Annotated in this window: 23 protein-coding genes and 1 tRNA gene; 15 read left to right on the forward strand and 9 right to left on the reverse strand. The window is 70.6% G+C overall.

Features of this window, described 5'->3' with window-relative positions:
• The first annotated feature begins 2 nt into the window (after positions 1-2).
• From JNB62_RS02790 to JNB62_RS02800, 3 genes are all read left to right on the forward strand, one after another.
• Positions 3-707: an HAD hydrolase-like protein gene (locus JNB62_RS02790; RefSeq protein ID WP_220299358.1), complete on the forward strand. Its 705-nt coding sequence runs from the start codon at positions 3-5 to the stop codon at positions 705-707.
• Positions 700-1,968, forward strand: a complete 1,269-nt coding sequence (locus tag JNB62_RS02795; protein WP_220299359.1) for a hypothetical protein — start codon at positions 700-702, stop codon at positions 1,966-1,968. The genes JNB62_RS02790 and JNB62_RS02795 overlap by 8 nt, the downstream gene beginning before the upstream one ends.
• A 429-nt stretch (positions 1,969-2,397) precedes the next feature.
• Positions 2,398-4,410 (forward strand): bifunctional lysylphosphatidylglycerol flippase/synthetase MprF, encoded by a 2,013-nt coding sequence (locus tag JNB62_RS02800; RefSeq protein ID WP_220299540.1) that lies wholly within the window; start codon positions 2,398-2,400, stop codon positions 4,408-4,410.
• Positions 4,411-4,520: 110 nt separating this feature from the next.
• On the opposite strand, the gene JNB62_RS02805 is transcribed toward JNB62_RS02800, so the two are convergent.
• On the reverse strand, positions 4,521-4,727 hold the full coding sequence (locus JNB62_RS02805) for a cold-shock protein (RefSeq protein ID WP_018173742.1): 207 nt from the start codon (positions 4,725-4,727) through the stop codon (positions 4,521-4,523).
• A gap of 326 nt (positions 4,728-5,053) precedes the next feature.
• Here JNB62_RS02805 and JNB62_RS02810 point away from each other — a divergent pair, with 326 nt between their 5' ends.
• Both JNB62_RS02810 and JNB62_RS02815 read left to right on the forward strand, forming a co-directional pair.
• Positions 5,054-5,686, forward strand: coding sequence for a GntR family transcriptional regulator (locus tag JNB62_RS02810; RefSeq protein ID WP_220299360.1), 633 nt, complete (start codon positions 5,054-5,056; stop codon positions 5,684-5,686).
• Between the two features lie 58 nt (positions 5,687-5,744).
• Entirely contained in the window at positions 5,745-6,236 is a 492-nt protein-coding gene (locus tag JNB62_RS02815) for a GNAT family N-acetyltransferase (protein WP_220299361.1), read from the forward strand.
• A 3-nt stretch (positions 6,237-6,239) separates the two neighbouring features.
• Here the strand turns inward: JNB62_RS02815 and JNB62_RS02820 are convergent, their stop codons facing one another.
• Both JNB62_RS02820 and JNB62_RS02825 read right to left on the reverse strand, forming a co-directional pair.
• The gene (locus tag JNB62_RS02820; protein ID WP_220299362.1) at positions 6,240-6,623 is read right to left on the reverse strand and encodes a pyridoxamine 5'-phosphate oxidase family protein; all 384 of its coding nucleotides are present in this window, start codon (positions 6,621-6,623) and stop codon (positions 6,240-6,242) included.
• Positions 6,624-6,937: 314 nt separating this feature from the next.
• A tRNA-Leu gene (locus JNB62_RS02825) sits at positions 6,938-7,021 on the reverse strand.
• A 155-nt stretch (positions 7,022-7,176) separates the two neighbouring features.
• Between JNB62_RS02825 and JNB62_RS02830 the strand changes: the two genes are divergently transcribed.
• From JNB62_RS02830 to pknB, 7 genes are all read left to right on the forward strand, one after another.
• On the forward strand, positions 7,177-7,920 hold the full coding sequence (locus JNB62_RS02830; RefSeq protein WP_220299363.1) for an FhaA domain-containing protein: 744 nt from the start codon (positions 7,177-7,179) through the stop codon (positions 7,918-7,920).
• Entirely contained in the window at positions 7,917-8,453 is a 537-nt protein-coding gene (locus tag JNB62_RS02835) for an FHA domain-containing protein FhaB/FipA (RefSeq protein ID WP_220299364.1), read from the forward strand. The genes JNB62_RS02830 and JNB62_RS02835 overlap by 4 nt, the downstream gene beginning before the upstream one ends.
• Before the next feature lie 18 nt (positions 8,454-8,471).
• Positions 8,472-9,710: a PP2C family protein-serine/threonine phosphatase gene (locus JNB62_RS02840; protein WP_220299365.1), complete on the forward strand. Its 1,239-nt coding sequence runs from the start codon at positions 8,472-8,474 to the stop codon at positions 9,708-9,710.
• A complete protein-coding gene (locus JNB62_RS02845) occupies positions 9,707-11,101 on the forward strand; it encodes an FtsW/RodA/SpoVE family cell cycle protein (RefSeq protein WP_220299366.1) in 1,395 nt (464 codons plus the stop codon). Before JNB62_RS02840 ends, JNB62_RS02845 begins: the two co-directional genes overlap by 4 nt.
• Positions 11,098-12,564, forward strand: a complete 1,467-nt coding sequence (locus tag JNB62_RS02850) for a peptidoglycan D,D-transpeptidase FtsI family protein (RefSeq protein ID WP_220299367.1) — start codon at positions 11,098-11,100, stop codon at positions 12,562-12,564. The genes JNB62_RS02845 and JNB62_RS02850 overlap by 4 nt, the downstream gene beginning before the upstream one ends.
• Positions 12,561-14,288 carry a serine/threonine-protein kinase gene (locus JNB62_RS02855; protein WP_220299368.1) on the forward strand — a complete coding sequence of 576 codons (1,728 nt, stop codon included), beginning with the start codon at positions 12,561-12,563 and terminating at the stop codon, positions 14,286-14,288. Before JNB62_RS02850 ends, JNB62_RS02855 begins: the two co-directional genes overlap by 4 nt.
• A 79-nt stretch (positions 14,289-14,367) precedes the next feature.
• Positions 14,368-16,056 (forward strand): Stk1 family PASTA domain-containing Ser/Thr kinase, encoded by a 1,689-nt coding sequence (gene pknB, locus JNB62_RS02860; RefSeq protein WP_308291704.1) that lies wholly within the window; start codon positions 14,368-14,370, stop codon positions 16,054-16,056.
• Between the two features lie 19 nt (positions 16,057-16,075).
• On the opposite strand, the gene JNB62_RS02865 is transcribed toward pknB, so the two are convergent.
• Genes JNB62_RS02865 through JNB62_RS02875 form a run of 3 tightly spaced genes read right to left on the reverse strand, consistent with a single transcriptional unit; the run spans position 16,076 to position 17,693 of the window.
• On the reverse strand, positions 16,076-16,720 hold the full coding sequence (locus tag JNB62_RS02865; protein ID WP_220299369.1) for an anthranilate synthase component II: 645 nt from the start codon (positions 16,718-16,720) through the stop codon (positions 16,076-16,078).
• A complete protein-coding gene (locus tag JNB62_RS02870) occupies positions 16,717-16,902 on the reverse strand; it encodes a hypothetical protein (protein ID WP_220299542.1) in 186 nt (61 codons plus the stop codon). The genes JNB62_RS02865 and JNB62_RS02870 overlap by 4 nt, the downstream gene beginning before the upstream one ends.
• Positions 16,902-17,693 (reverse strand): class E sortase, encoded by a 792-nt coding sequence (locus JNB62_RS02875; RefSeq protein WP_308291705.1) that lies wholly within the window; start codon positions 17,691-17,693, stop codon positions 16,902-16,904. The genes JNB62_RS02870 and JNB62_RS02875 overlap by 1 nt, the downstream gene beginning before the upstream one ends.
• 55 nt (positions 17,694-17,748) lie before the next feature.
• Between JNB62_RS02875 and JNB62_RS02880 the strand changes: the two genes are divergently transcribed.
• Positions 17,749-17,988: a cell division protein CrgA gene (locus JNB62_RS02880; protein ID WP_141896730.1), complete on the forward strand. Its 240-nt coding sequence runs from the start codon at positions 17,749-17,751 to the stop codon at positions 17,986-17,988.
• A 167-nt stretch (positions 17,989-18,155) separates the two neighbouring features.
• On the opposite strand, the gene JNB62_RS02885 is transcribed toward JNB62_RS02880, so the two are convergent.
• Positions 18,156-19,049, reverse strand: coding sequence for a rhomboid family intramembrane serine protease (locus JNB62_RS02885; protein ID WP_220299371.1), 894 nt, complete (start codon positions 19,047-19,049; stop codon positions 18,156-18,158).
• Between the two features lie 11 nt (positions 19,050-19,060).
• Complete coding sequence (locus JNB62_RS02890) at positions 19,061-19,633, reverse strand: peptidylprolyl isomerase (RefSeq protein ID WP_220299372.1); 573 nt, start codon at positions 19,631-19,633, stop codon at positions 19,061-19,063.
• A 95-nt stretch (positions 19,634-19,728) separates the two neighbouring features.
• Between JNB62_RS02890 and JNB62_RS02895 the strand changes: the two genes are divergently transcribed.
• Positions 19,729-20,301 (forward strand): DNA helicase, encoded by a 573-nt coding sequence (locus JNB62_RS02895; protein ID WP_220299373.1) that lies wholly within the window; start codon positions 19,729-19,731, stop codon positions 20,299-20,301.
• Positions 20,294-20,773 (forward strand): aminoacyl-tRNA deacylase, encoded by a 480-nt coding sequence (locus JNB62_RS02900; RefSeq protein ID WP_220299374.1) that lies wholly within the window; start codon positions 20,294-20,296, stop codon positions 20,771-20,773. Before JNB62_RS02895 ends, JNB62_RS02900 begins: the two co-directional genes overlap by 8 nt.
• Positions 20,774-20,783: 10 nt before the next feature.
• Here the strand turns inward: JNB62_RS02900 and JNB62_RS02905 are convergent, their stop codons facing one another.
• Positions 20,784-21,221 (reverse strand): NUDIX hydrolase, encoded by a 438-nt coding sequence (locus tag JNB62_RS02905; protein ID WP_220299375.1) that lies wholly within the window; start codon positions 21,219-21,221, stop codon positions 20,784-20,786.
• Positions 21,222-21,247 lie beyond the last annotated feature (26 nt).

A 21,247-nucleotide genomic window follows, 5' to 3' on the forward strand; every position in this document is an offset into this window, starting at 1 on the left:
GCATGCCGAGCCGATCGCCGTGGACATGCATCCTGTGGGACGTCGACGGCACGATCGTCGACGCGTCAGAGGGGATCCTCCGCCGCCTCACGATCGCGCTCGAGCACTTCGGCAAGCGTCCTCCGACGCGTGCCGAGCTGGTCCACTGGATCGGCCCGCCCATGTTCGAGTCGTTCCAGGTGAACGTCGGCATGACGCCCGAGCAGGCGGCCGAGGCCGTCACCTTCTACCGGGGCCTCAACAAGTCCGAAGGGTATTCCGCGGGCGCCAGGCTCTTCCCGGGCATCGGCGAGTTGATCCGGGATGCCGCGGCCGCCGGCATCCCGCAGGCCACCGCCAGTTCGAAGCCCGAGGTGCAGGTCGTGGCGCTCATGGATCACTTCGACCTGTCGACCTCGTTCATCTCCATCGTCGGCGCGACGCCCGACGAGAGGACCCTCAGCAGCAAGTCCGATGTCGTGGCCGAGGCTCTCCGCCGTCTGCAGGCGGCCGGCGTCGACACGGGCCGCCCGGTGCTCGTCGGCGACCGGCACCACGACGTCGAGGGGGCCGCCGAGCACGGCGTGCCCGTGATCTTCGTGCGCTGGGGATTCAGCTGGCCCCACGAGTCCGAGGGCGCTCAGGCGGTCGTCGACGACGTGGACCAGCTGCGCGCACTGCTGCTGTTCGGCGATGCCGCCGACCCGCACGAGGGCGCGGATGACTGAGCCCCTTGCCGCCTTCCTCGGCTGGCTGGTGCCGGCCGTGGTCGTGTTCGGTGTGGCGGCGATCGCCGTCGCCGCGCTCGTGTGGGGCGTGCGCCGGGCGCGTCGCTCCCCCCGCGCCCGCGCCGCGGCCGAACGGGCGCGCGTCCACGCCGGCACGACGCTCGTGCGCCTGGACGACGAGGTCGGCGAGCTCGACCTCGAGGTCGGGCTGTCGGGCGCGCTGTACGGCGGGGACGCCCCCGCGTCGCTGCGCCGCGCACGACTGACCGCCCAGCACGTGCGCGACGACGCCTTCGAGGAGTACCGAGCGATCAGCGCCCCCGGAGTGGCACCCGCAGAGATCAGCCGCATCGCCGCCCGCATCGACCGCCGCGCCGGCGAAGCCCTGAGCCTGGTCGCGAGCGCGCGCGCCGAGCACGGCGCCTGGGTGCGCGCGAACGTGTCGGCCGCCGGGCAGATCGAGGCCGCGCGGCGCCGGCTCGCCGAGCTGCGCGCGACGATGGGCGATCCGGCCGCGCTGGTGGCCGAGCTGTCGTCGCGATTCGCCGAGGAGGAATGGCGGGATGCCTCGAACGCGGCGCACGCGGCGGTGGCGGAGGTCGCCGAGGCCGGGCGCCTGCTCGACGCCGCCGGCGCGCGCGCCGCGGATCCCTCGCTGAGCGCCCTCCCCGACCTCGCGGCGGCCGAGCGCGCGCTGCGCCGCGCCGAGAACGACGCGCGCAACCTCGAAGAGACGCACCGGCTCGTGCTGCAGGCCGCGCAGGCGGTGCCCGATGAGATCGCCGCGGCACGCGCCGCGCTGGCGTCGGCGTCCCACACGAGGCAGAACCTCGAACCCGCCGATGCCGAGCGGCTCGGCGCCGAGCTGCACGCCGTCGAGGCGGAGCTCACGCGCGTCGAGACGGATGCCGCCCGCCGGCCCACCCGCACCGTCGACGCCATCGCCCGCCTGCGCGGCCGCCTCGACCTCGCGCTCGGCGACGCCCGCACCGCGCAGCAGCGCCTGCGCGGTGCCCGCACCGCCCTGCCCGGCACCCTCGCGGCCGCGCGCGGCGCGATCGCCCAGGCCGAGGCATCCATCGCACACTCGCGCGCGGGAGCCGACGCGCGTTCGAGGCTGCTCTCGGCGCAGCACGAGCTGGCCCAGGCACGTCAGGCCGCCGACCCCGTCGCGGCGATCGACGCCGCCCGCCGCGCGCTGCGCGACGCCGAGGACGCGAAGGCCCTCGCCGACTACGCCCGCCTGACGCCGGGCCGCTGACGCGGATTCCGCTGCGCCCCGGGCGTTTCGTCTGCGCGCGCCAGAGCGCGCTCCGCTCAACGACCGGCCCCGGGTGCGCCCCCGCTCGTTGAGCGAGCGACGAAGGAGCGAGACGAAACGCCCACCGTGCACGGTCGGCCTCGGCCGGCGGCATCCCCCACCCCCACACGCGGTCGTTGAGCGAGCGACGAAGGAGCGAGACGAAACGCCCACCGTGCACGATCGGCCTCGGCCGGCGGCATCCCCCACCCCCACACCCGGTCGTTGAGCGAGCGACGAAGGAGCGAGACGAAACGCCCGCCGCGCACGGTCGGCCTCGGCCGGCGGCATCCCCCTCGCTAACCTGAGCACGTGACCGAGACCGAGACCGAGACCCGCGCGCCGAACCGCGTCTTCGCGGTCGTCGCGAAGATCCCCGGCACGCTCGCGATGATCGGCGTCATCCTCGTGGTCGGAGTCGTCTGGCAGGGACTGTGGCGGCCCTTCGAGAACTCGTCCCTCTTCGAGGCGGTGGCCTACGGGCTGCCCGCCTTCGAAGCGGGGCGGTGGTGGACGCCCGTCACGGGCACGTTCTTCGTGAACCAGCCGTGGGTGTACGCCTTCACCCTCACGAGCTTCGTGGGCATGGCCTACCTCGAGTGGCGCCGCGGCACGCGCGTCGCTCTGGCCTACTACTGGGTCGGGCAGCTCTTCGCGATCTGCGCGACGGCTCTGCTCGTGTGGCTTCTCGCCCTGCTGCCGTGGGCCTGGGCCACGACGGAGGCCGCCGCCCTCGATGTCGGGGCGTCAGGCGGCACCTTCGCCTGCATCGCCGCCGCGATCGGACTGTTCCGCAGCCCGTGGCGTGTGCGGGCGTGGCTCGTGCTGCTCGGGTACGTGTTCGTCACGATGCTGTTCTGGGGTGCGCTGGCCGACCTCGAGCACCTCCTCGGCGTGCTGCTCATCCTCTTCGTCGACCGCTCGCTGCGCATCCAGCGCACCACCATCCGCGAGCAGCGGCTCATCGCCTTCGTGGCCGTGCTCGTCCTGGGGGCCGTCGAGATCGTCACCCTGGTCGTGCCGACCGACGGCCCGTTCGGCCCGACCGAGCCCGCGTCGGGCGGATTCTGGGACGTCGCCCTCGACGCGGTCGTCATCCTCCTCGTGGCCAACGGGCTGCGGCGCGGCAGGCGGTGGTCGTGGATCGTCGCGATCGTGCTGGCGGTGCTCAACATGCTCACGGCCGCACTGGTGGTCGTGCTCATCGTCGTGACGAGCGAACGGCAGCTGGAGTCCGCGATCGACGGCGAGACCGAGCTGTCGCTCGCGAGCGGCGTGCTGTGGCTGCTGATGTTCGTCTACCTGATCTGGGTGCGCGGCGCGTTCCGCGCGCGGCGCCGCTCACGGATCGGGCGCCAGCCGTCGCCCGGAGTCGACGACGTGATCGCCATGCTGCGCGCGGACGGCGGCGGCACGCTCTCGTGGATGACGACGTGGGAGGGCAACGCGTACGCGCGCACCGCCGACGGCATCGTGGCGTACCAGCGCCGCGCCGGGGTCGCCCTGGCCCTCGCCGATCCGCTCGGACCCGAGGCCTCGCGTGCCGCGTCGGTCGCCGAGTTCATCCACGACGCCGAGCGTGCCGGGCTTGTCCCCTGCTTCTTCAGCGCGAACGAGGCCACGCGGGCCGCCGTGCCGTCGACGTGGCGCAGCCTGGTGGTCGCCGACGACACCATCGTCGACCTCGAGGGGCTGGAGTTCACCGGCAAGCGATGGAACTCGGTGCGCTCGTCGCTCAACCGCGCCGGGCGCGAAGAGATGACGTTCCGCATGACGCGGCTGAAGGACGAGCCGTGGGGCGTGCAGGCGCAGCTGCGTGCCATCTCAGAGATGTGGGTCGGCGAGAAGGACCTGCCCGAGATGGGCTTCACGCTCGGCACGCTCGTCGAGGCCGAGAGTCCCGAGGTGCGGCTGGCCCTCGCGATCGCGCCGAACGGCGACATCGACGGGTTCCTGTCGTGGCTGCCCGTCTTCGGCGGCCACGGCCGCATCCGCGGCTGGACGCTCGACCTCATGCGCCGGCGCGACGGCGGATTCGGACCCGTGATGGAGTTCCTCATCGGCTCGTCGGCGAAGCTCTTCTCCGACGAGGGCGCCGAGATCATGTCGCTCTCGGGCGCGCCGCTCGCGCACGACTACCCGCCGGACGCGGGCATGATCGCGGCGCTCAGCGATCGGCTGGCCGACGCGCTCGAGCCGGTGTACGGCTTCCGCTCGCTGCACCGCTTCAAAGAGAAGTTCCATCCGCGCTACGAGACCCTGTACCTGCTGTATCGCGACGAGGCCGACCTCACGCGCATCGGCGGGGCGCTCACGCGCGCGTTCCTCCCTGACGCGACCCTGCGTCAGTTCGCCGGCGCCGGCCTCGAACTCGTGCGCGGCGATGGCAGCGACGGCCGCTGACGACGTGCCGCTGCGACCCGGGCCGTACGCGCGCTGAAGCCGCGGCATCCGCCCTCATGAGAGGGGGATGCCGCGGCCCACTGATCGCCGAGGCGATCAGTCCGCTCGACTCAGAGCGGGCGGATGTTCTCCGCCTGAAGACCCTTGGGGCCCTGGGCGATCTCGAACTCGACTCGCTGGTTCTCCTCGAGCGAGCGGTAGCCGCTCGACTCGATGGCGCTGTAGTGCGCGAAGACGTCTGCGCCGCCTTCATCGGGAGCGATGAAGCCGAATCCCTTCTCGGAGTTGAACCACTTGACGGTGCCCTGCGTTGCCATTACTTGCCGTTCTTCGTTGATCTCGTCGCGATTGCGGCGATTCACTCCAACGTAGTGAAGTCGCGGGCGCACGGCGAGACCCTCGTCGGATGGTGACACAAACGTTGCACGCGACGATGAGGGTTCGGGTACGCCCATCGTACGCCCGGGCTGAGCAGTGCTCGAAGCCCGGGCGTCGACGGATCCCCCCGGATAGGCCACGCCGAAGCGTGGACATGCACATCGTACCGATATATCAGCGCCAGGGCGAGGGGCGGATTCCGCGGAATCCCGCGGCGAAAACGGGTCTATGCAGATGAATCCTCCGGCGTACACTGGTGCCACCCATGACTGCTCCCTTCGTTCCGCTCGTCCCGCGCGGCGCCTTCCTCGGAGACGAGGTCTACACGCGCCTGGGTGAGGCGATCCTCGACGGCCGGCTCGCCCCCGGCGAGCGGCTGCGCGACCAGGAGCTCGCGGAGTGGCTGGGCGTGTCGCGGACGCCCGTGCGCGAGGCGCTTCAGCGGCTCGAGCGCATCGGGCTGGTCGAGGTGTCGCCGCACCGGTACACGCGGGTGTCGCAGCCCAATCGGCAGACCGACACCGCCGAGCTCGTCGCCTTCAACATGGGGCTTGCGGTGCGCATGGCCGCCGCGCGCGCCGAGGACGACGAGCTGCAGCTGGCCCTGGAGCGCCTCGATGAGGTCATCGCCGCCTCCCGCGCCGACGACGCCGTCGCCCTCGCCGACGCGAGTCACGCCTTCTTCGCCGTGATCACCAGAGCCGCCGGCAACTTCGCGCTCCTGCAGTTCGTGCGCGAGTACGAGTTCGCGATCCGCCGCGACATGGTCGGCTGGCAGCCCTTCCTGGAGTGCCCGGTCGGCCGCACCGCCGCCTACGAGCAGTTCCGCGAGGCCTTCGTGGCGCGCGACGGCGACCGCGCCGAGGCGCTGCTGCGCGGCATCCACGGACTCCCCTGATCCGCCACGTCGGCGGCCGCTCTTTTCGACGTCGGATGCCGCGGCTAGCGTGATCCGCGTGCACCACATCGACCTGCGACCGATCGACGACGACGACCTCGACGCGATCTTCGAGATGATGCGCGACCGCGAGTCGATCGAGATGGCCGCGTTCACCGCCTCGGACCCCGACGACCGCGAGGCGTTCGACGCGTGGATCGCGCGCCAGCGCGAGAGCGACGACGTGCTCAGCCTGGTCGTCACCGAGGACGGCGGATTCGCCGGCACCGCCGCCGCCTTCACGGTCGACGGCGACCGCGAGGTGAGCTTCTGGATCGCCCGGCACGCGCAGGGCCGGGGCGTCGCGACCGCCGCGCTGCGCCTGCTGATCTCGCACGAGCCGGTGCGCCCGCTCTACGCCCGCGCGGCCGCGCACAACGCCGGATCGATCGCGGTGCTGCGCAAGGTCGGCTTCACCGAGGTGTCGCGCAACGTCGACTTCGCGCCCGGGCTCGGGCGTGAGGTGGAAGAGATCGTGTTCACGCTTCCGCCGGCGCTCGACGGCGCCTGACCGTCAGACCAGGAGCCCGGCGCTTCCCATCAGCCGCGTCGGGACGAGGTGGATCGCCACCCGCTGCGGGTTCTCGCGCGGCTGCCGGTATCTCTCGGCGTAGAGTGCGACCGCGCGCGCGACGTCTGCGAGGTCGTCGTGGACCGAGGCTGTGCCCTGGAAGGCGATCCACCGCGCGCCTTCCACCGCACTGACCGTGGCGGTCCCGTTTCGCAGGACGTTGTGCACCTTCTGCGAGGAGCGGGACGTGATGATCCGGACGATGCCGTCGTGAAACGTGAAGCCGACCGGCACGGCATGGATGGCGCCCTGCCTCGAGATCGTGGAGAGGGTGCCGAGATGGCGCTCCCGGACGAATTCGACACCGGCCGCCGTCAACTCCCGCACGGTCCCACGCTATCGACTGTCTGCACGGCGCGTGCCCGGCCCCCGGCATCCATTCATCGCCTCTGCGCTGCCCAAATCGTCATCCGCGCCCGGAACTTTCAGCAGCGGATGCGGGTTTCGACAGCGCGAAGGATGTGCGCCCCGCAGGACCAGCAGCGGATGCCGGTTTCGACAGCGCGAGTGCTTGCTCCGGGTGCCGCGCGTGCTCACATCGCGGGGAGGGATGCCGCCGACCGCGCTGCCTCCACGGTCCGAGCCGCGCGGCTCTGCGCCGCAAACGCCGAAGGCCCCGGAGATCCGGGGCCTTCGTTCTGTGCGCGAGGGGGGAGTTGAACCCCCACGCCCTTTCGGGCACTGGCACCTGAAGCCAGCGCGTCTGCCTATTCCGCCACTCGCGCGAGCCGCGGATCCGAGGACCCGCGAAACTCAACTTCCCGAGGATATCACGCCGATCCCGTGACACCGAACTCGCCTCATCCGCCAGACGATCCATGACGGGTACAGCCTGTGCAATTAGCATGTAGCAACCGGCACCCCCCTCAAGAGGAGCTCCGTGGGACTACTTGACAGCTTCGAGAAAGGTCTCGAACGCGCTGTGAACAGCGCGTTCGCGAAGACCTTCCGCAGCGGCATCCAGCCTGTCGAGATCGCGTCCGCCCTGCGCAGCGAACTCGACAAGAAGGCCGCTGTGGTCAGCCGCGACCGCATCCTCGCCCCCAACACGTTCACGGTGCGCCTGTCGGCCGCCGACGACGAGCGGATGTCGGCACTCGGCGACGCCCTCACGCATGAGCTGGACACGCTCGTCCACAAGCACGCCAAGGCGCAGGGCTACTCGTTCGCGGGGCCCGTCACGATCGACCTCCGCCGCGACGACCAGCTCGGCACCGGCACGCTGCGCGTCGAGTCGACGACCGCCCAGGGCGGCCGCGTCGCCTGGCGCGGCGTCGTCGACGTCGAGGGACGCCGCATCCCGCTCACCAAGTCCCGGACTGTCATCGGGCGCGGCAGCGACGCCGACATCACGGTGGCCGACTCGGGCACGAGCCGCAAGCACGTCGAGATTCTGTGGGACGGCGAGCGCGCGATGGTGCGCGACATGAACTCCACGAACGGCACGATGCTCGACGGCCGCAAGATCACCGAGGCGGCGCTGCCGCCCGACTCGACGGTGCGCATCGGACGCACCGACATCGTGTTCCGCGTCGTCGCGCAGGCCGCCGCACCGCGGCCGCCGGCATCCGTCGACGACTCCACGCGGCGATTCGACCTCAGCGAAGGCGGTCCGCTGGCATGAGCGAGCTCACCCTCCTGCTGCTGCGCATCGGCTTCCTCGTGCTGATGTGGGCCTTCGTGTTCGCGGTGGTCTACTCGCTGCGGGCCGACCTGTTCGGCGTGAAGGTACGGAGGATGCCGGATGCCGCCGCTGCCGGCGCCGCAGCGCCCGCGGCCGGGGCGCCCGCGTCGGCGGTCACGGCTCCCGTGGCCGCCCCGGCCTCGCCCGCACCGCACGTGGACGGGGGTCCTGCCACCACCTCGACGGTGTCGCGCATCGTCATCACGAGCGGCCCCAAGGCCGGGCTCGAGCTGCCGCTGGGCAACGAGCCGCTGACGATCGGGCGCTCGAGCGAGTCGGGCCTCGTCGTCCGCGACGACTACACGTCGAGTCACCACGCGCGCCTCGTGCTGTGGGGCGAGCAGTGGATGATCCAGGATCTCGACTCCACGAACGGCACGTGGCACGACGGCGCCCGCGTGGCCTCGCCCGTTCCGATCAAGGTGGGCGCCCCGATCAAGGTGGGCGCGACGACCTTCGAGCTGCGGAAGTAGCGGGCGGACCCCGCGCACATGGTCTTCCAGGGCTCGAGCACTGCGATCTCGCATACCGGCAAGGTCCGCTCCAACAACCAGGACTCCGGGTACGCCGGCTCCAACCTGTTCGTCGTCGCCGACGGCATGGGGGGGCACGCGGGCGGCGATGTCGCGTCGAGCCTCGCGATCAGCCGCCTGGAACCGCTCGACAAGCCCTACGACACGACGGCCGCAGCCGAGAAGGCGCTGCGCGACGCGATCTCGGAAGCGGCGGTCGACCTGATCGACACGGTGCACGTTCGGCCCGAGCTGGCCGGCATGGGCACGACCGTCAGCGCGCTCATCATGGTCGACGACTACGCGGTCATCGCGCACATCGGCGACTCGCGCATCTACCTGTACCGCGACGACACGCTCACCCAGATCACCACCGACCACACGTTCGTGCAGCGGCTCGTGGACTCGGGCCGCATCACGCCCGAAGAGGCCCGCTACCACCCGCGGCGGTCGGTGCTCATGCGCGTGCTCGGCGACATGGACCCCGATCCTGAACTCGACACGTTCATCATGCCCACGCAGCCGGGCGACCGCTGGCTGCTGTGCTCGGACGGCCTGTCGGGCGTCGTCGACGACGCCCACACCGCCAAGGCGCTCGGCATGGGGCTGGCACCGGGCCGCACCGCCGACATCCTGCTGAAGCAGGCGCTCGACGGCGGCGCGCCCGACAACGTCACGATGGTGATCGTCGACGTGGGCGGGCAGCACCCGGTGTTCTCGGGGACCGCGACGATCGTCGGCTCGGCCTCCAATCCCGCGGGCGTCGAGGTGCCGGCGGCCGCGCCGCGCCGCGCCAGCTGGCTGCATCCCAACCGCCAGGCGGCGAACGAGCCCACGCACTTCGAGCCGGCGCCCGAGTTCCTCGAAGAGCTCATCGAAGAGGATCGCCGCCGCTCCCGCCGCCGCCGCATCGGCTGGATCGCCGGCGTGGCACTCGTGCTCGTGCTCATCGCGGGCGCCGTGTGGATCGGCTACCAGTGGACCCAGACGCGGTTCTTCGTCGGCGCCGACGAGGACACCGTCGTCATCTACCAGGGCGTGCAGCAGAACCTGGGACCCATCTCGCTGTCGACCAAGTACGAAGACACCGAGATCCCGCTCGATTCGCTGTCGGACTTCGCCCGTGCGACGGTGGTGGGGACGATCTCGGCCAGCTCTCTCGAAGATGCGCGCCGTATCGTCGCCGACATCAGTGATCTGGCGGGAGGAAGCGGATGAGTGCGCCTGTGACGACGCCCTCCGACGCGGTGTCGGCCGACACGGCCGTGATCCGCGCGCTGCGGCGCATCCGCGTGCCGCAGACGCACCGCAACCGCGAACTGGCGCTGCTGATCTTCGCGTTCGTGATCAACGGCTCGGCGGTGGCCCTCGTGCAGCTCGGCGCGCTGGGCGCGATCGACTGGACGTTCCTGGTCTACTGCGGCGGCCTCACGGCGCTCGTGATCGCGCTGCACATCCTGCTGCGCCTGAGGGCGAGGGATGCCGACCCCTTCGTCGTGCCGATCGCCACGCTGCTGACCGGCATCGGCCTCGCGATGATCTACCGCATCGACATCGCGCGCGAGCGCCACGGCTGGGACGCGTTCTCGACGCGGCAGCTGGCATGGGCGGCGATCGCGCTGGTCGCCGCGATCCTCGTGGTGATGTTCCTGCGCAACTACCGCGTGCTGTTCCGCTACACGTACATCTTCGGCCTGGTCGGCATCGTGCTGCTGATCCTCCCGGTGATCCCCGGGCTCGGCACGGACGCGAACGCCGACGTGTGGGTGTCGCTCGGCTTCTTCTCGTTCCAGCCGGGCGAGCTGGCCAAGATCGCGCTCGGCATCTTCTTCGCCGGGTACCTCGTGCGCACGCGCGAGAGCCTCACGTCGACGGGCACGCGCTTCCTGGGCCTGACCTGGCCCCGCGCGCGCGAGCTCGGCCCGCTGCTCGTGATCTGGCTCGTCTCGCTCGGCATCATCGTGATGCAGCGCGACCTCGGCACGGGCCTCCTCATCTTCGGCATGTTCGTGGCGATGCTCTATGTGGCGACCGGCAAGACGAGCTGGGTGCTCATCGGCGTCGTGCTGGCCGCGGGCGGCGCGTGGGTGGCATCCCGATTCCTTCCGTATGTGGGCAACCGCTTCACGATCTGGCTGGATGCCTTCAACCCCGACCTGATGGACGGTGCCAGCTTTCAGCTGGTCAACGGCATCTTCGGCATGGCGAATGGCGGGCTCCTCGGCACGGGGCTCGGCCAAGGGCGGCCGTACCTGACGCCCGTGTCGGAGAGCGACTACATCCTGCCCGCGCTGGGTGAGGAGCTCGGTCTCATCGGCGTGTTCGCGATCCTGTGCCTGTACATGGTGTTCACCAGCCGCGGCATCCGCATCGGCCTGGCCGGACAGGACGACTTCGGCAAGCTGCTGGCGACGGGGCTCTCGTTCACGATCGCGCTGCAGGTGTTCATCATGGTGGGCGGTGTCACGCGCCTCATTCCGCTGACCGGCCTGACCACGCCGTTCCTCGCGGCGGGCGGTTCGTCGCTCGTCGCGAACTGGATCATCGTCGCGCTGCTGCTGCGCATCTCTGATGCCGTCCGCAGCCGGCCCCGGGTGGTGATCGGATGACCAAGGAGCTGCGCAGGCTCAGCATCCTGATGCTGGCCATGTTCCTCGCGCTGTTCGGCTCGGCCAGCTGGATCCAGGTGGTGCAGAGCGACGAGCTCGCGGCGAATCCGTCGAACCGGCGGTCGCTGTACGACTCGTTCGAGGTGCAGCGCGGATCGATCATCGCGAGCGGCGCGGCCATCGCGACCTCGGTGCCTTCGGGCGACGTGTACAGCTGGCAGCGCGTGTACACCGACGCCGACATGTGGGCGCCCGTGACGGGGTACATCAACCCGGCCCTCGGACCGAACGCCGGCACCGGCATCGAGCAGTCGATGAACCAGGAGCTCAGCGGCACCGCCGGATCGCAGTTCCTCTCGCGCGTCGAGCGCATCTTCACCGGCCAGCCGCCGCGCGGCTCCAACGTGGTGCTGTCGCTCGACGCCGACGTGCAGCGCGCGGCGTACGAGGCACTCGGCGACCTGCAGGGCGGCATCATCGCGATCGAGCCGTCGACGGGCCGCGTGCTGGCTCTGGTGACGAGCCCGAGCTACGACACGAACGTGCTGGCCTCGCACGACACCGACGCCGTCAACCAGGCGTACGACCAGCTCGTGGCCGACCCCGGCAAGCCGCTGTCGGACCGCGCCATCGCGGGCGACCTCAACCCGCCGGGTTCGACGTTCAAGCTCGTCGTCGCCTCGGCGGCGCTGGCATCGGGCGACTACACGCCGCAGTCGACGCTGCCCAACCCGGCGCAGTACCAGCTGCCCGGGTCGAGCAGCATCGTGCACAACGCCAGCGGCGGCGCGTGCGGCCCCGGCGACACCGTGACGCTGGCCGATGCGCTGCGCCTGAGCTGCAACATCCCGTTCGCCGAGCTCGCGGTCGAGCTCGGCGACACCGCGATCCGCGAAGAGGCCGAGAAGTACGGGTTCAACCAGTCCTTCGACATCCCGCTGACCTCGACGGCCTCCGGCTACCCGCGCACGATCCAGGACGACGCGCAGACGGCGCTCAGCGGATTCGGCCAGGGACAGGTCACGGCCACCCCGCTGCAGATGGCGATGGTCTCCGCCGGCATCGCGAACGGAGGCGTCGTCATGAACCCCCGGATGGTGGACCGCGTGATCGGTCCCGACCTGTCGGTGCAGAAGACCTACGACGACACCGAGTTCGGGCGGGCTCTCGACACCGCGCTGGCCGACGAGCTGGTCGCCATGATGGTCGCGAATGTCAGTGACGGTGCGGCGTCGGGTGCAAGAATAGACGGCGTCGACGTGGCCGGAAAGACGGGAACGGCGGAGAACACGGGCAACGAGCCGTACACGCTCTGGTTCACCGGGTTCGCTCCCGCGAACAACCCCGAGGTCGCCGTCGCCGTGGTCGTCGAAGACGGCGGCGGGCAAGGACAGTCGGGCAGCGGCAACACGATCGCCGCTCCCATCGCGAAGAAGGTCATGGAGGCGGTGCTGGGCAGATGAGACCGACGCAGGGCGTGACCTTCGGCGGCCGTTACGAACTCGACTCGCGCATAGCGATCGGCGGCATGGGCGAGGTCTGGGAGGCGACCGACCACGTCATCGGCCGCACCGTCGCCATCAAGATCCTCAAAGACGAGTACATGGGCGATCCGGGCTTCCTGGAGCGCTTCCGCGCCGAGGCCCGCCACGCGGCGCTGGTCAACCACGAGGGCATCGCCAGCGTGTTCGACTACGGCGAAGAGAACGGCAGCGCGTTCCTGGTGATGGAGCTGGTGCCCGGCGAGGCGCTGTCGACCATCCTCGAGCGCGACGGCTCGCTGTCGACCGACAAGACCCTCGATGTCGTGGCCCAGACCTCCGCGGCACTGCAGGCCGCGCATGCCGCGGGCCTCGTGCACCGCGACATCAAGCCGGGCAACCTGCTGATCACGCCCGACGGCCGCGTCAAGATCACCGACTTCGGCATCGCGCGCATCGCCGACCAGGTGCCTCTCACCGCGACCGGCCAGGTCATGGGCACCGTGCAGTACCTGTCGCCCGAGCAGGCGTCCGGCCACCCGGCATCGCCGGCGACCGACATCTACTCGCTCGGCATCGTGGCGTACGAGTGCCTGGCGGGCAAGCGTCCGTTCACGGGCGAGTCGCAGGTCGCGATCGCGATGGCGCAGATCAACGAGCAGCCGCCGCCGCTCCCGGCGACGGTCGCAGCCCCCGTGCAGAACCTCGTGATGGCGATGATCGCCAAGAAGCCCGAGGAGCGCCCGGCCTCCGCTGCCGCCGTCGCGCGCGCGGCCACGGCCCTGCGTCGCGGCGACATCGCTGCGGCCGCCGCGGCCGTGCCCGCCATCGCGGGCGGCGTCGTCGCCGGCGAGGCCGCCACGCAGCTGCTCGGCGCGAGCGACACGTCCGCCGCGACCAAGCTGATGCCGGCGCCGGGCGAAGAGGCGGTCGTCGAAGAGGGCGAGAAGAAGAAGCGCAGCCCGTGGACGTGGCCGCTCATCGCACTGATCGCCCTGCTGCTGCTCGTGCTGATCGGCACGATCTGGGCGATCGTCGCGAACCAGGGCGAGCCCGAGCCCGAGAAGTCGACGCCGTCGCACTCGGCGACGCCCTCGAACACGCCGACGCCGACCGCCACCACCGGCAACATCGTCGCAGCCGACTACATCGGTCAGGACTGCGACACCGCGTCCGCCGCACTCGATGCGCTGGGATTCGGCGCGCGCTGCACCGAGGGCAACGCGGCACCCGACTCGGCCAGCCAGGGCAAGGTCTACGCCGTCGCGCCGACCGGCAACGTGCCGCTCGCCACGGTGATCGAGCTGACGATCTACGCCGGACAGGTGCAGCTGGGCGCGCCTGGAGCGCCCACGCTCTCTTCGCCGATCGAGGAGGACGGCACGGTCACCGTGCAGTGGCCCGGCTACAGCTGCCCCTCCGGAACGGGAAGCGTCAGCGCGTACAACCTCACCGCGACGCAGGGCGTGTTCCCGAACACCGGCCAGTCGACGGCCGCCTTCGGCCCGAACGAGCGCAGCGGCCAGGTGCAGGTGACCGGCGCCGCCGGCGCCTCGCTGATCGTGAGCTACACCGTCACGTGCACGGGCAACGGCAACGGCGAGGAGCGCACGAGCCCCTCCGCCGAGGCGAGCGGAGTGATCACCGCGGCCCCGGCGCCGAACCCGTCGCCGTCCGTCACGGCGGGCGCCCTTCCCAAGCCATGAGCCGAGGCCGAGCGGGTCACACGACAGGTGACCCGCTCGGCCTCGGCTAATCTGGCTGAAGTTCCAGGCAGGAGTGACCGTGACAGCTGAGCCGCATGTGCTTTCGGGGCGATACCGCATCGACGAGCCCATCGGCCGTGGCGGCATGGCGAGCGTCTACAAGGGCTACGACCTGACTCTCGGCCGCGACGTCGCGATCAAGATCCTCGACCGCGAGCTCGCCGACGACAACGCGTTCCGCACGCGGTTCCGCCTCGAGGCGCAGGCAGCGTCGCGCATGGCCCACCCGACGATCGTGCGCGTGTACGACGCGGGGGAGGACTCGCTCACGAGTCCCGACGGCCGCGTGCGCCCCGTGCCGTTCATCGTCATGGAGCTCGTGAAGGGACGGCTGCTCAAGGACGTCATCGCCGCCGGCCCGGTGCCCGTGGCGGATGCCGTGCGCTATGTCGACGGCATCCTCGAGGCTCTCGAGTACTCGCATCGCGCCGGCGTCGTGCACCGCGACATCAAGCCGGGCAACGTCATGGTGACGGATGCCGGCCAGGTCAAGGTGATGGACTTCGGCATCGCCCGCGCGGTCTCGGACAGCTCGTCCACCGTCGCCGAGACGACGCAGATCCTCGGCACCGCCGCCTACTTCTCGCCCGAGCAGGCGAAGGGCGAGCCCGTCGACGCACGTGCCGACCTGTACTCGACCGGTGTGGTGCTGTACGAGCTGCTGACCGGCCGCCAGCCGTTCCGCGGGGATTCGCCCGTCGCCGTGGCGTATCAGCACGTGAGCGAGGCGCCCGTCCCGCCGTCCGAGGTGAACGACACGGTGCCGCGCGCGCTCGACGCCGTCGCGCTGCGCGCCCTCGCGAAGGATCCCTTCCAGCGGTACCAGGACGCCGCGAGCTTCCGGGAGGCGCTGGACGCCACCGTCGACGGACGGCAGCCGAGCAAGCGACAGGTGGGCGCCCTCACCAGCGAGCTGTACGGGCCCAACCCGCGGCAGGCCGCCGAGACCGCGCGGTCGCTGCGCCAGCTCAGCACCGACACCACGATGAAGCGCACGCAGGCCGGTCCGCCGGTGGCGTGGATCTGGGCGGGCGTCGCCGTCCTCGCCGTGCTGCTGATCTCGCTGCTGTTCTGGGTGCTGACGATCCAGCCGGGCGAGACGCCCACCGTGCGCAGCGTGCCGGACGTCGTCGGCTTCACGTACGACAGCGCCAACGAGGCCCTGGCCGACGAGGATCTGCGTGCCATCCGCGTCGACGAAGAGAGCTCCGAGGTCGCCGAGGGCAACGTGATCCGCACCGACCCCGAAGCGGGCACGTCGGTCGAGCGCGACCAGCAGGTGAAGGTCTACGTCTCGACCGGGCAGGCGATGACGAGCGTCCCGACGCTCGTCGGACTCGGGCAGGACGCCGCCACGCAGGCGATCACCGATGCGGGACTGGTGCTCGGCACCATCACGCCCCAGAACGACAAGGACCTCGCCGCGGGGACGGTCATCTCGGCCGACCCGAAGGACGGGACGAACGTCGCCGCCGGGTCGACCGTCAACCTCGTGGTCGCCTCGGGTCGCGTGACCATCAAGGACGTCCGCGGCTACACCGCCGACGCGGCCACGCGCGAGCTCGAGGATGCCGGTCTCACGGTCACGACGCAGGAGGATCCGGGCTGCAAGGCCACCGATCCGCCCACCGTGTCGGCGCAGTCGCTGCCGCCGGGTGACGTGCCGGTGCACTCCGAGATCTCGCTCACGGTCTGCACGGGCGCCTGAGTTCTGCCCGGCCCGGGGCTCAGCGACGCGGGCTGAGCTGCGCCCCTCGGGCGGCGGCATCCACGAACCCCACGGATGCCAGCCAGTTGCCCAGCAGCCGGTGACCGCCCTCGGTGAGGACGCTCTCGGGGTGGAACTGCACGCCGACGACCGGCGCGGTGCGGTGCGCGACGCCCATGATCACGCCGCTCGCGGTGCGGCTCGTGACGACCAGCTCGCGGGGGAGCGACTCGGGCACGATCGCCAGCGAGTGGTAGCGCGTCGCGGTGAACGGGTCGGGCAGGCCGTCGTACAGCGGCGAGCCGTCGTGGTGCACGGCCGAGGTCACGCCGTGCATGAGCTCGGGGGCATGATCGACGGTCGCACCGAACGCCTCGCCGATCGCCTGGTGGCCGAGACACACGCCGAGCAGCGGGATGCCGGCGGCCGCGGCGGCGCGGACCACCGGGATCGACGCGCCGGCGTCGGCGGGGGCTCCCGGACCCGGAGACACGAGCACCCCGCGCCGGCCGGCGATGGCGTCGTGCGGATCGTCGATCGCGTCGGCCTCGACGAGGTCGGTGCCGGCGCCGAGCTCGTGCAGGTACCCGATGAGGGTGTGGACGAAGCTGTCGTGGTTGTCGATGACGAGGAGGGGCGCGGCATCGCCCGCTGCGCCCGTCATGCGCCGGGGACGGCGCCCGGGAGCGGCAGCCCCACCGTGACCTCCTGCGGCACGATGAACTGGCTCACCCAGGGGAACACGTAGAACATCAGCCCGTACAGCGCGGCGGCCATGAGCACGATGAGGATCAGCACCTTGACCCACCATGGGCCGGGCAGGCCGCGCCACAGAGCCGCGTACATCACGTCACCGCCTGGAGGGATGCCGGTTCCCCGGCCGATCTCGGCGTGAACGACTCGAACACGCCATAGGCCACGATGCGCTCGGTCATCGCGTACATAGGGCTGCAGCTGGTCATGGTGATGTAGGCGGTGCCGGCGGGGACGTCCTTCACCTGCGGCACGGGCAGCAGCACCTCGACGGCGCTCGGCTTCACGTACTCCAGCGTGCGGAAGCGGTAGGTGTACCAGCCCGCCTCGGTCTCGACGACGATCGCGTCACCCACGTGCAGGTCGGCGATACGGTTGAACGGCTTGCCCCACGTGGTGCGATGCGCCGCGAGGGCGAAGTTGCCGGGCTGGCCGGGCATCATCGTGCCGGGATAGTGGCCGATGCCGATCGGGTCGAGGGTGCGGGCGCGGGTGACGCCGCCGGCCATCGGCACCGCATAGTCCGTGCCGAAGCGGGGGATGTGCATGACCGCGAACCTCTCGCCGTCGCGGGGCTCGGCCATCACAGGCGGATCGGCGGTCACCGGGGCAGCGGGCTCGTCGGTGGCGGACGGGGCCGGAGCGGCCTCGGGGTTCTGCTGCTGGTACTCCTGCTGCCACTGCTCCGAGAGCTCGGCGCCGGTGGCGTTGCGCTCGGCGCCGTAGATCATGTCGCCCACCCACAGCTGCCACACGACATACAGCAGGACGATCACGCCGGCGGTGATGAGGAGCTCGCCGATGACGCCCGCGACCGATGTGCGCCGCCGCGGGCGGGCTCTGGTCCGGGCGGCGCCCCGGGACACGGCGACCGCTTCATCCACAGGGGGATTCTCGCACAGCATGGTTGTGGTCCGGCTGGCAGTTAGACTCTTCTGCATGGCACGACCCGGCAAAGACGACGACTCGCTCGTCGAGCGCGCAGAAGGCGAATCCGCACCGAACCCGGTGTGGTTCAAGCCGATCATGATCGGCCTCATGCTCGTCGGACTGATCTGGATCCTCGTCTTCTACCTGAGCGGTATGGCGTTCCCGATTCCCGACATCGGAGCGTGGAACCTGGTGATCGGCTTCGGCATCGCCTTCGTCGGCTTCCTGATGACGACGCGCTGGCGATAGAACCCACGAGAAGAGCCCCGGTCACGGTCGACCGGGGCTTTTTCGTGACCGGATGCCGCAAGACGAGGCATCCGGCAGTTGTTAACAGATCTGTTAACAGCTGTGAATTACACCCGTGTGATTCTCCCCAGGCTGTGGATGAACCTGTGGATAACTCCTGGGGATAATCACGCGGCGAGCACGAGCGCGGGGAAGAGGACCGGCACGAACAGCAGTGCGACGAGCACCGCGCCGACCGCGGCGAGCAGTCCTGTCTGCAGTCCGCGCTGCCGCACGGCACGCGTGCGCGTGAAGATGAACGCCACCACGAGTCCGGTCACGAGGCCGCCCACGTGCGCCTGCCACGACACGTTCATGCCGGGCACGAAGCCGATGACGAGGTTGATGCCGATCACGATGGCGATGCCGGCGATGTTCGCGCCGAGATGACGCCCGATCACCAGGAGCGCCCCGAACAGGCCGAAGATCGCGCCCGATGCGCCGACGACCGGGGTGCCGAACGAGAGCAGCGTCACCGCGACCGAGCCGCCGAGCGCGCACAGCACGTACAGGGTGAGGAACCGGATGCGGCCGAGGAGCGGCTCGAGCGTGCGCCCGATCATGAAGAGCGCCAGCATGTTGAGGGCCAGATGCCAGAAGCTCGAGTGGACGAGCGCCCCGGTCAGCAGCCGCCACGGCTCGAACATGCCGGTGAGGCCGGGGTACAGCGTCGGTGCGTAAAACAGCAGACTGTTCTCGACGGTCCGGCCGAAGCCGGGGATGAGCTGCAGCAGATAGACGAACGCGGTGACGCCGATGATCGCGTACGTGACGACGGGTCGGCCGTCCGAGACGGATGCCGCCCGCGGGCGCGACCACCGACGCTCCGCCTTCCGCTGCGCAGGGGACTGCGCCTTCTGCTGATCGCGCAGGCACTCCGGGCAGATGACGCCGACCGCGGCCTGCGTCTGGCACTCCGGGCAGATCGTGCGCAGGCATCGCTGACAGAGGACGAAGCTCTGACGGTCAGGGTGCCGGTAGCAGAAGTTCTCGCTGTTTCGGCGGAAGTCGTCGGTGGTCACGCGGGCCGCGCTCAGACCGGGGTGACGTCGATCGACTCGATGACCACGGGCTCGACCGGCCGGTCGCCGGCGGCCGTCGGCACGCTCGAGATCGTGTCGACGACGGCCTTCGACGCGTCGTCGGCGACCTCGCCGAAGATCGTGTGCTTGCCCTGCAGCCACTCCGGGCCGCGGCCGCCCTGGCCGGGGACCGTGATGAAGAACTGCGAGCCGTTGGTGCCCTCGACCTGGCCTGTGATGGCGTTGCGGCGCAGGCCGGCGTTGGCCATCGCGAGCTTGTACGGCTCGGTGAAGGTGAGCTCGCCCGAGATCTCGTCGTTGAAGTTGTAGCCGGGACCGCCGACGCCCTGACCGAGCGGGTCGCCGCCCTGGATCATGAAGCCCGAGATGATGCGGTGGAAGATGACGTCCTTGTACAGCGGGCCCTCGCCGGGCTTGCCGGTGGCGGGGTGCGTCCACGCCTGCGAGCCGTCCGAGAGGCCGATGAAGTTCTGCACCGTGCGCGGCGCCTGGTCGCCGAACAGGTTGACGACGATGTCGCCGTAGTTGGTGTGGATCGTTGCGACTGCGGTGTGAAGCGGCATTTTTCCATTGTCTCAGAGTTCCCTGCAACCCCTCCCGTCTCAGCGGTGGTCTGGCAAGATGGGGAGACCGACATCCCCAACAACGGGAGGGCATCGTGAGCCTCAGCCGCAAGCGCAAGAAGGAACTCCAGAAGCTGCAGAAGCAGGCCGGCAACCTGTGGGAGGCGCAGCAGGTGCTGGTCGGCGAGGCCGCCACGGTGGCCCGCGAGGCCAGCCGTCAACTGGGAAACTACGGTCGTGAGCGGGTCGCTCCGCAGGTGCAGGCCGGCTACGACAAGTACGCCGCCCCGTACGTCGACAAGGGCAAGCAGGTCTTCAACGGCACCGTGATCCCCGCGGCAGGCGCCGTGGTCGGCTCGGCGCTGTCGGTGTGGGATGCCGCGAACGAGCAGCGCTCGCGTCTGGCGAGCGGACGCGGCTTCGAGCTGCCCGACTCCAAGAAGTACGGCAAGAAGGCCGACAAATACGCCCGCGAGGCCACCAAGTACATGTCCGCGCGCCTGGATCGCGCCGCGCCGCAGAAGCGGGGGATGGGCGCCGGCGGCGTCATCGCGATCATCCTGGGCGTGGCAGCCGCGGCCGGCGTCCTGTACGCCGCCTGGCAGACGCTCCGCGCCGACGACGAGCTCTGGGTCGCCGACGACCCGCTGCGCGCCCCGGATGCCTGAGCCGGAGGGCATCGCACGCGTCCGGAAGGCGGCATCCGATCGCGGTCTTGAGATCGAGATCAAGGAGCGGCCTGCCGCGAACAGCCTCAACGAGGCTGCCGAGATCCTCGGGATCGCTCCGTCGGGCATCGTGAAGACCCTCGTGGTCAAGCGGTCGGACGACACGTACCTGTTCGCGCTCATCCCGGGCGACCGGGCGATCTCGTGGCCGAAGCTGCGCGCCGTCGTCGGCGTGAACAAGCTGCAGCTGCCCGATCAGGAGCGCGCGCTGGCCGCGACGGGCTACGAGCGCGGCACGATCGTGCCTGTCGGCAGCACGACGGACTGGCCGATCTACGCGGATGCCGACATCGTGGGCCGGAGGGTCGCGATGGGCGCCGGCGCCCACGGGTACAGCATGTTCGTCCAGGCCGACGACCTCATCGCCGCCTATGGCGCGACGGTCGCCGACATCTCGCAGCCGCTGGGCTGACGGGCGACGCTCACGGCGCAGGGATCTGAACCCCGGCGAGCTCGAGCGCGATATCGACGAGTTTGACCCGCTGCAGGGCCGGCACCTCACGCAGCGGGAACCACTCGGCGCGATCGGTCGAGCCGTCGGTCTCGTTGCGCAGGCGACCGCCGGTGACGTGCGCGCGGTAGACGATCCGCAGGGTGTGCAGCGGCTCAGTGACCCCGGGGGTCAACCGGCGTCCCGCCGGGATGACGCGGGAGTGGATGCCGAGCAGCTCGCCGACCGTCACGCGATAGCCGGTCTCTTCCCGGACCTCGCGGCGCGCCGCGCGCTCGGGGTCCTCGCCGGGTTCGAGGCCGCCGCCGGGCATCGTCCACGCGGCGCGACGCCCCTCGTTCCAGTGCGCCAGCAGCACGCGGTCGTCCTCGTCCAGGATGACCGCGTACGCCGCGACGCGCAGGTCCATGCTTCACCCTAATGCGCGATCCGCCG

It is taken from the genome of Microbacterium jejuense (genome assembly GCF_019511665.1).
In the GTDB taxonomy this organism is placed as follows: domain Bacteria; phylum Actinomycetota; class Actinomycetes; order Actinomycetales; family Microbacteriaceae; genus Microbacterium; species Microbacterium jejuense_A.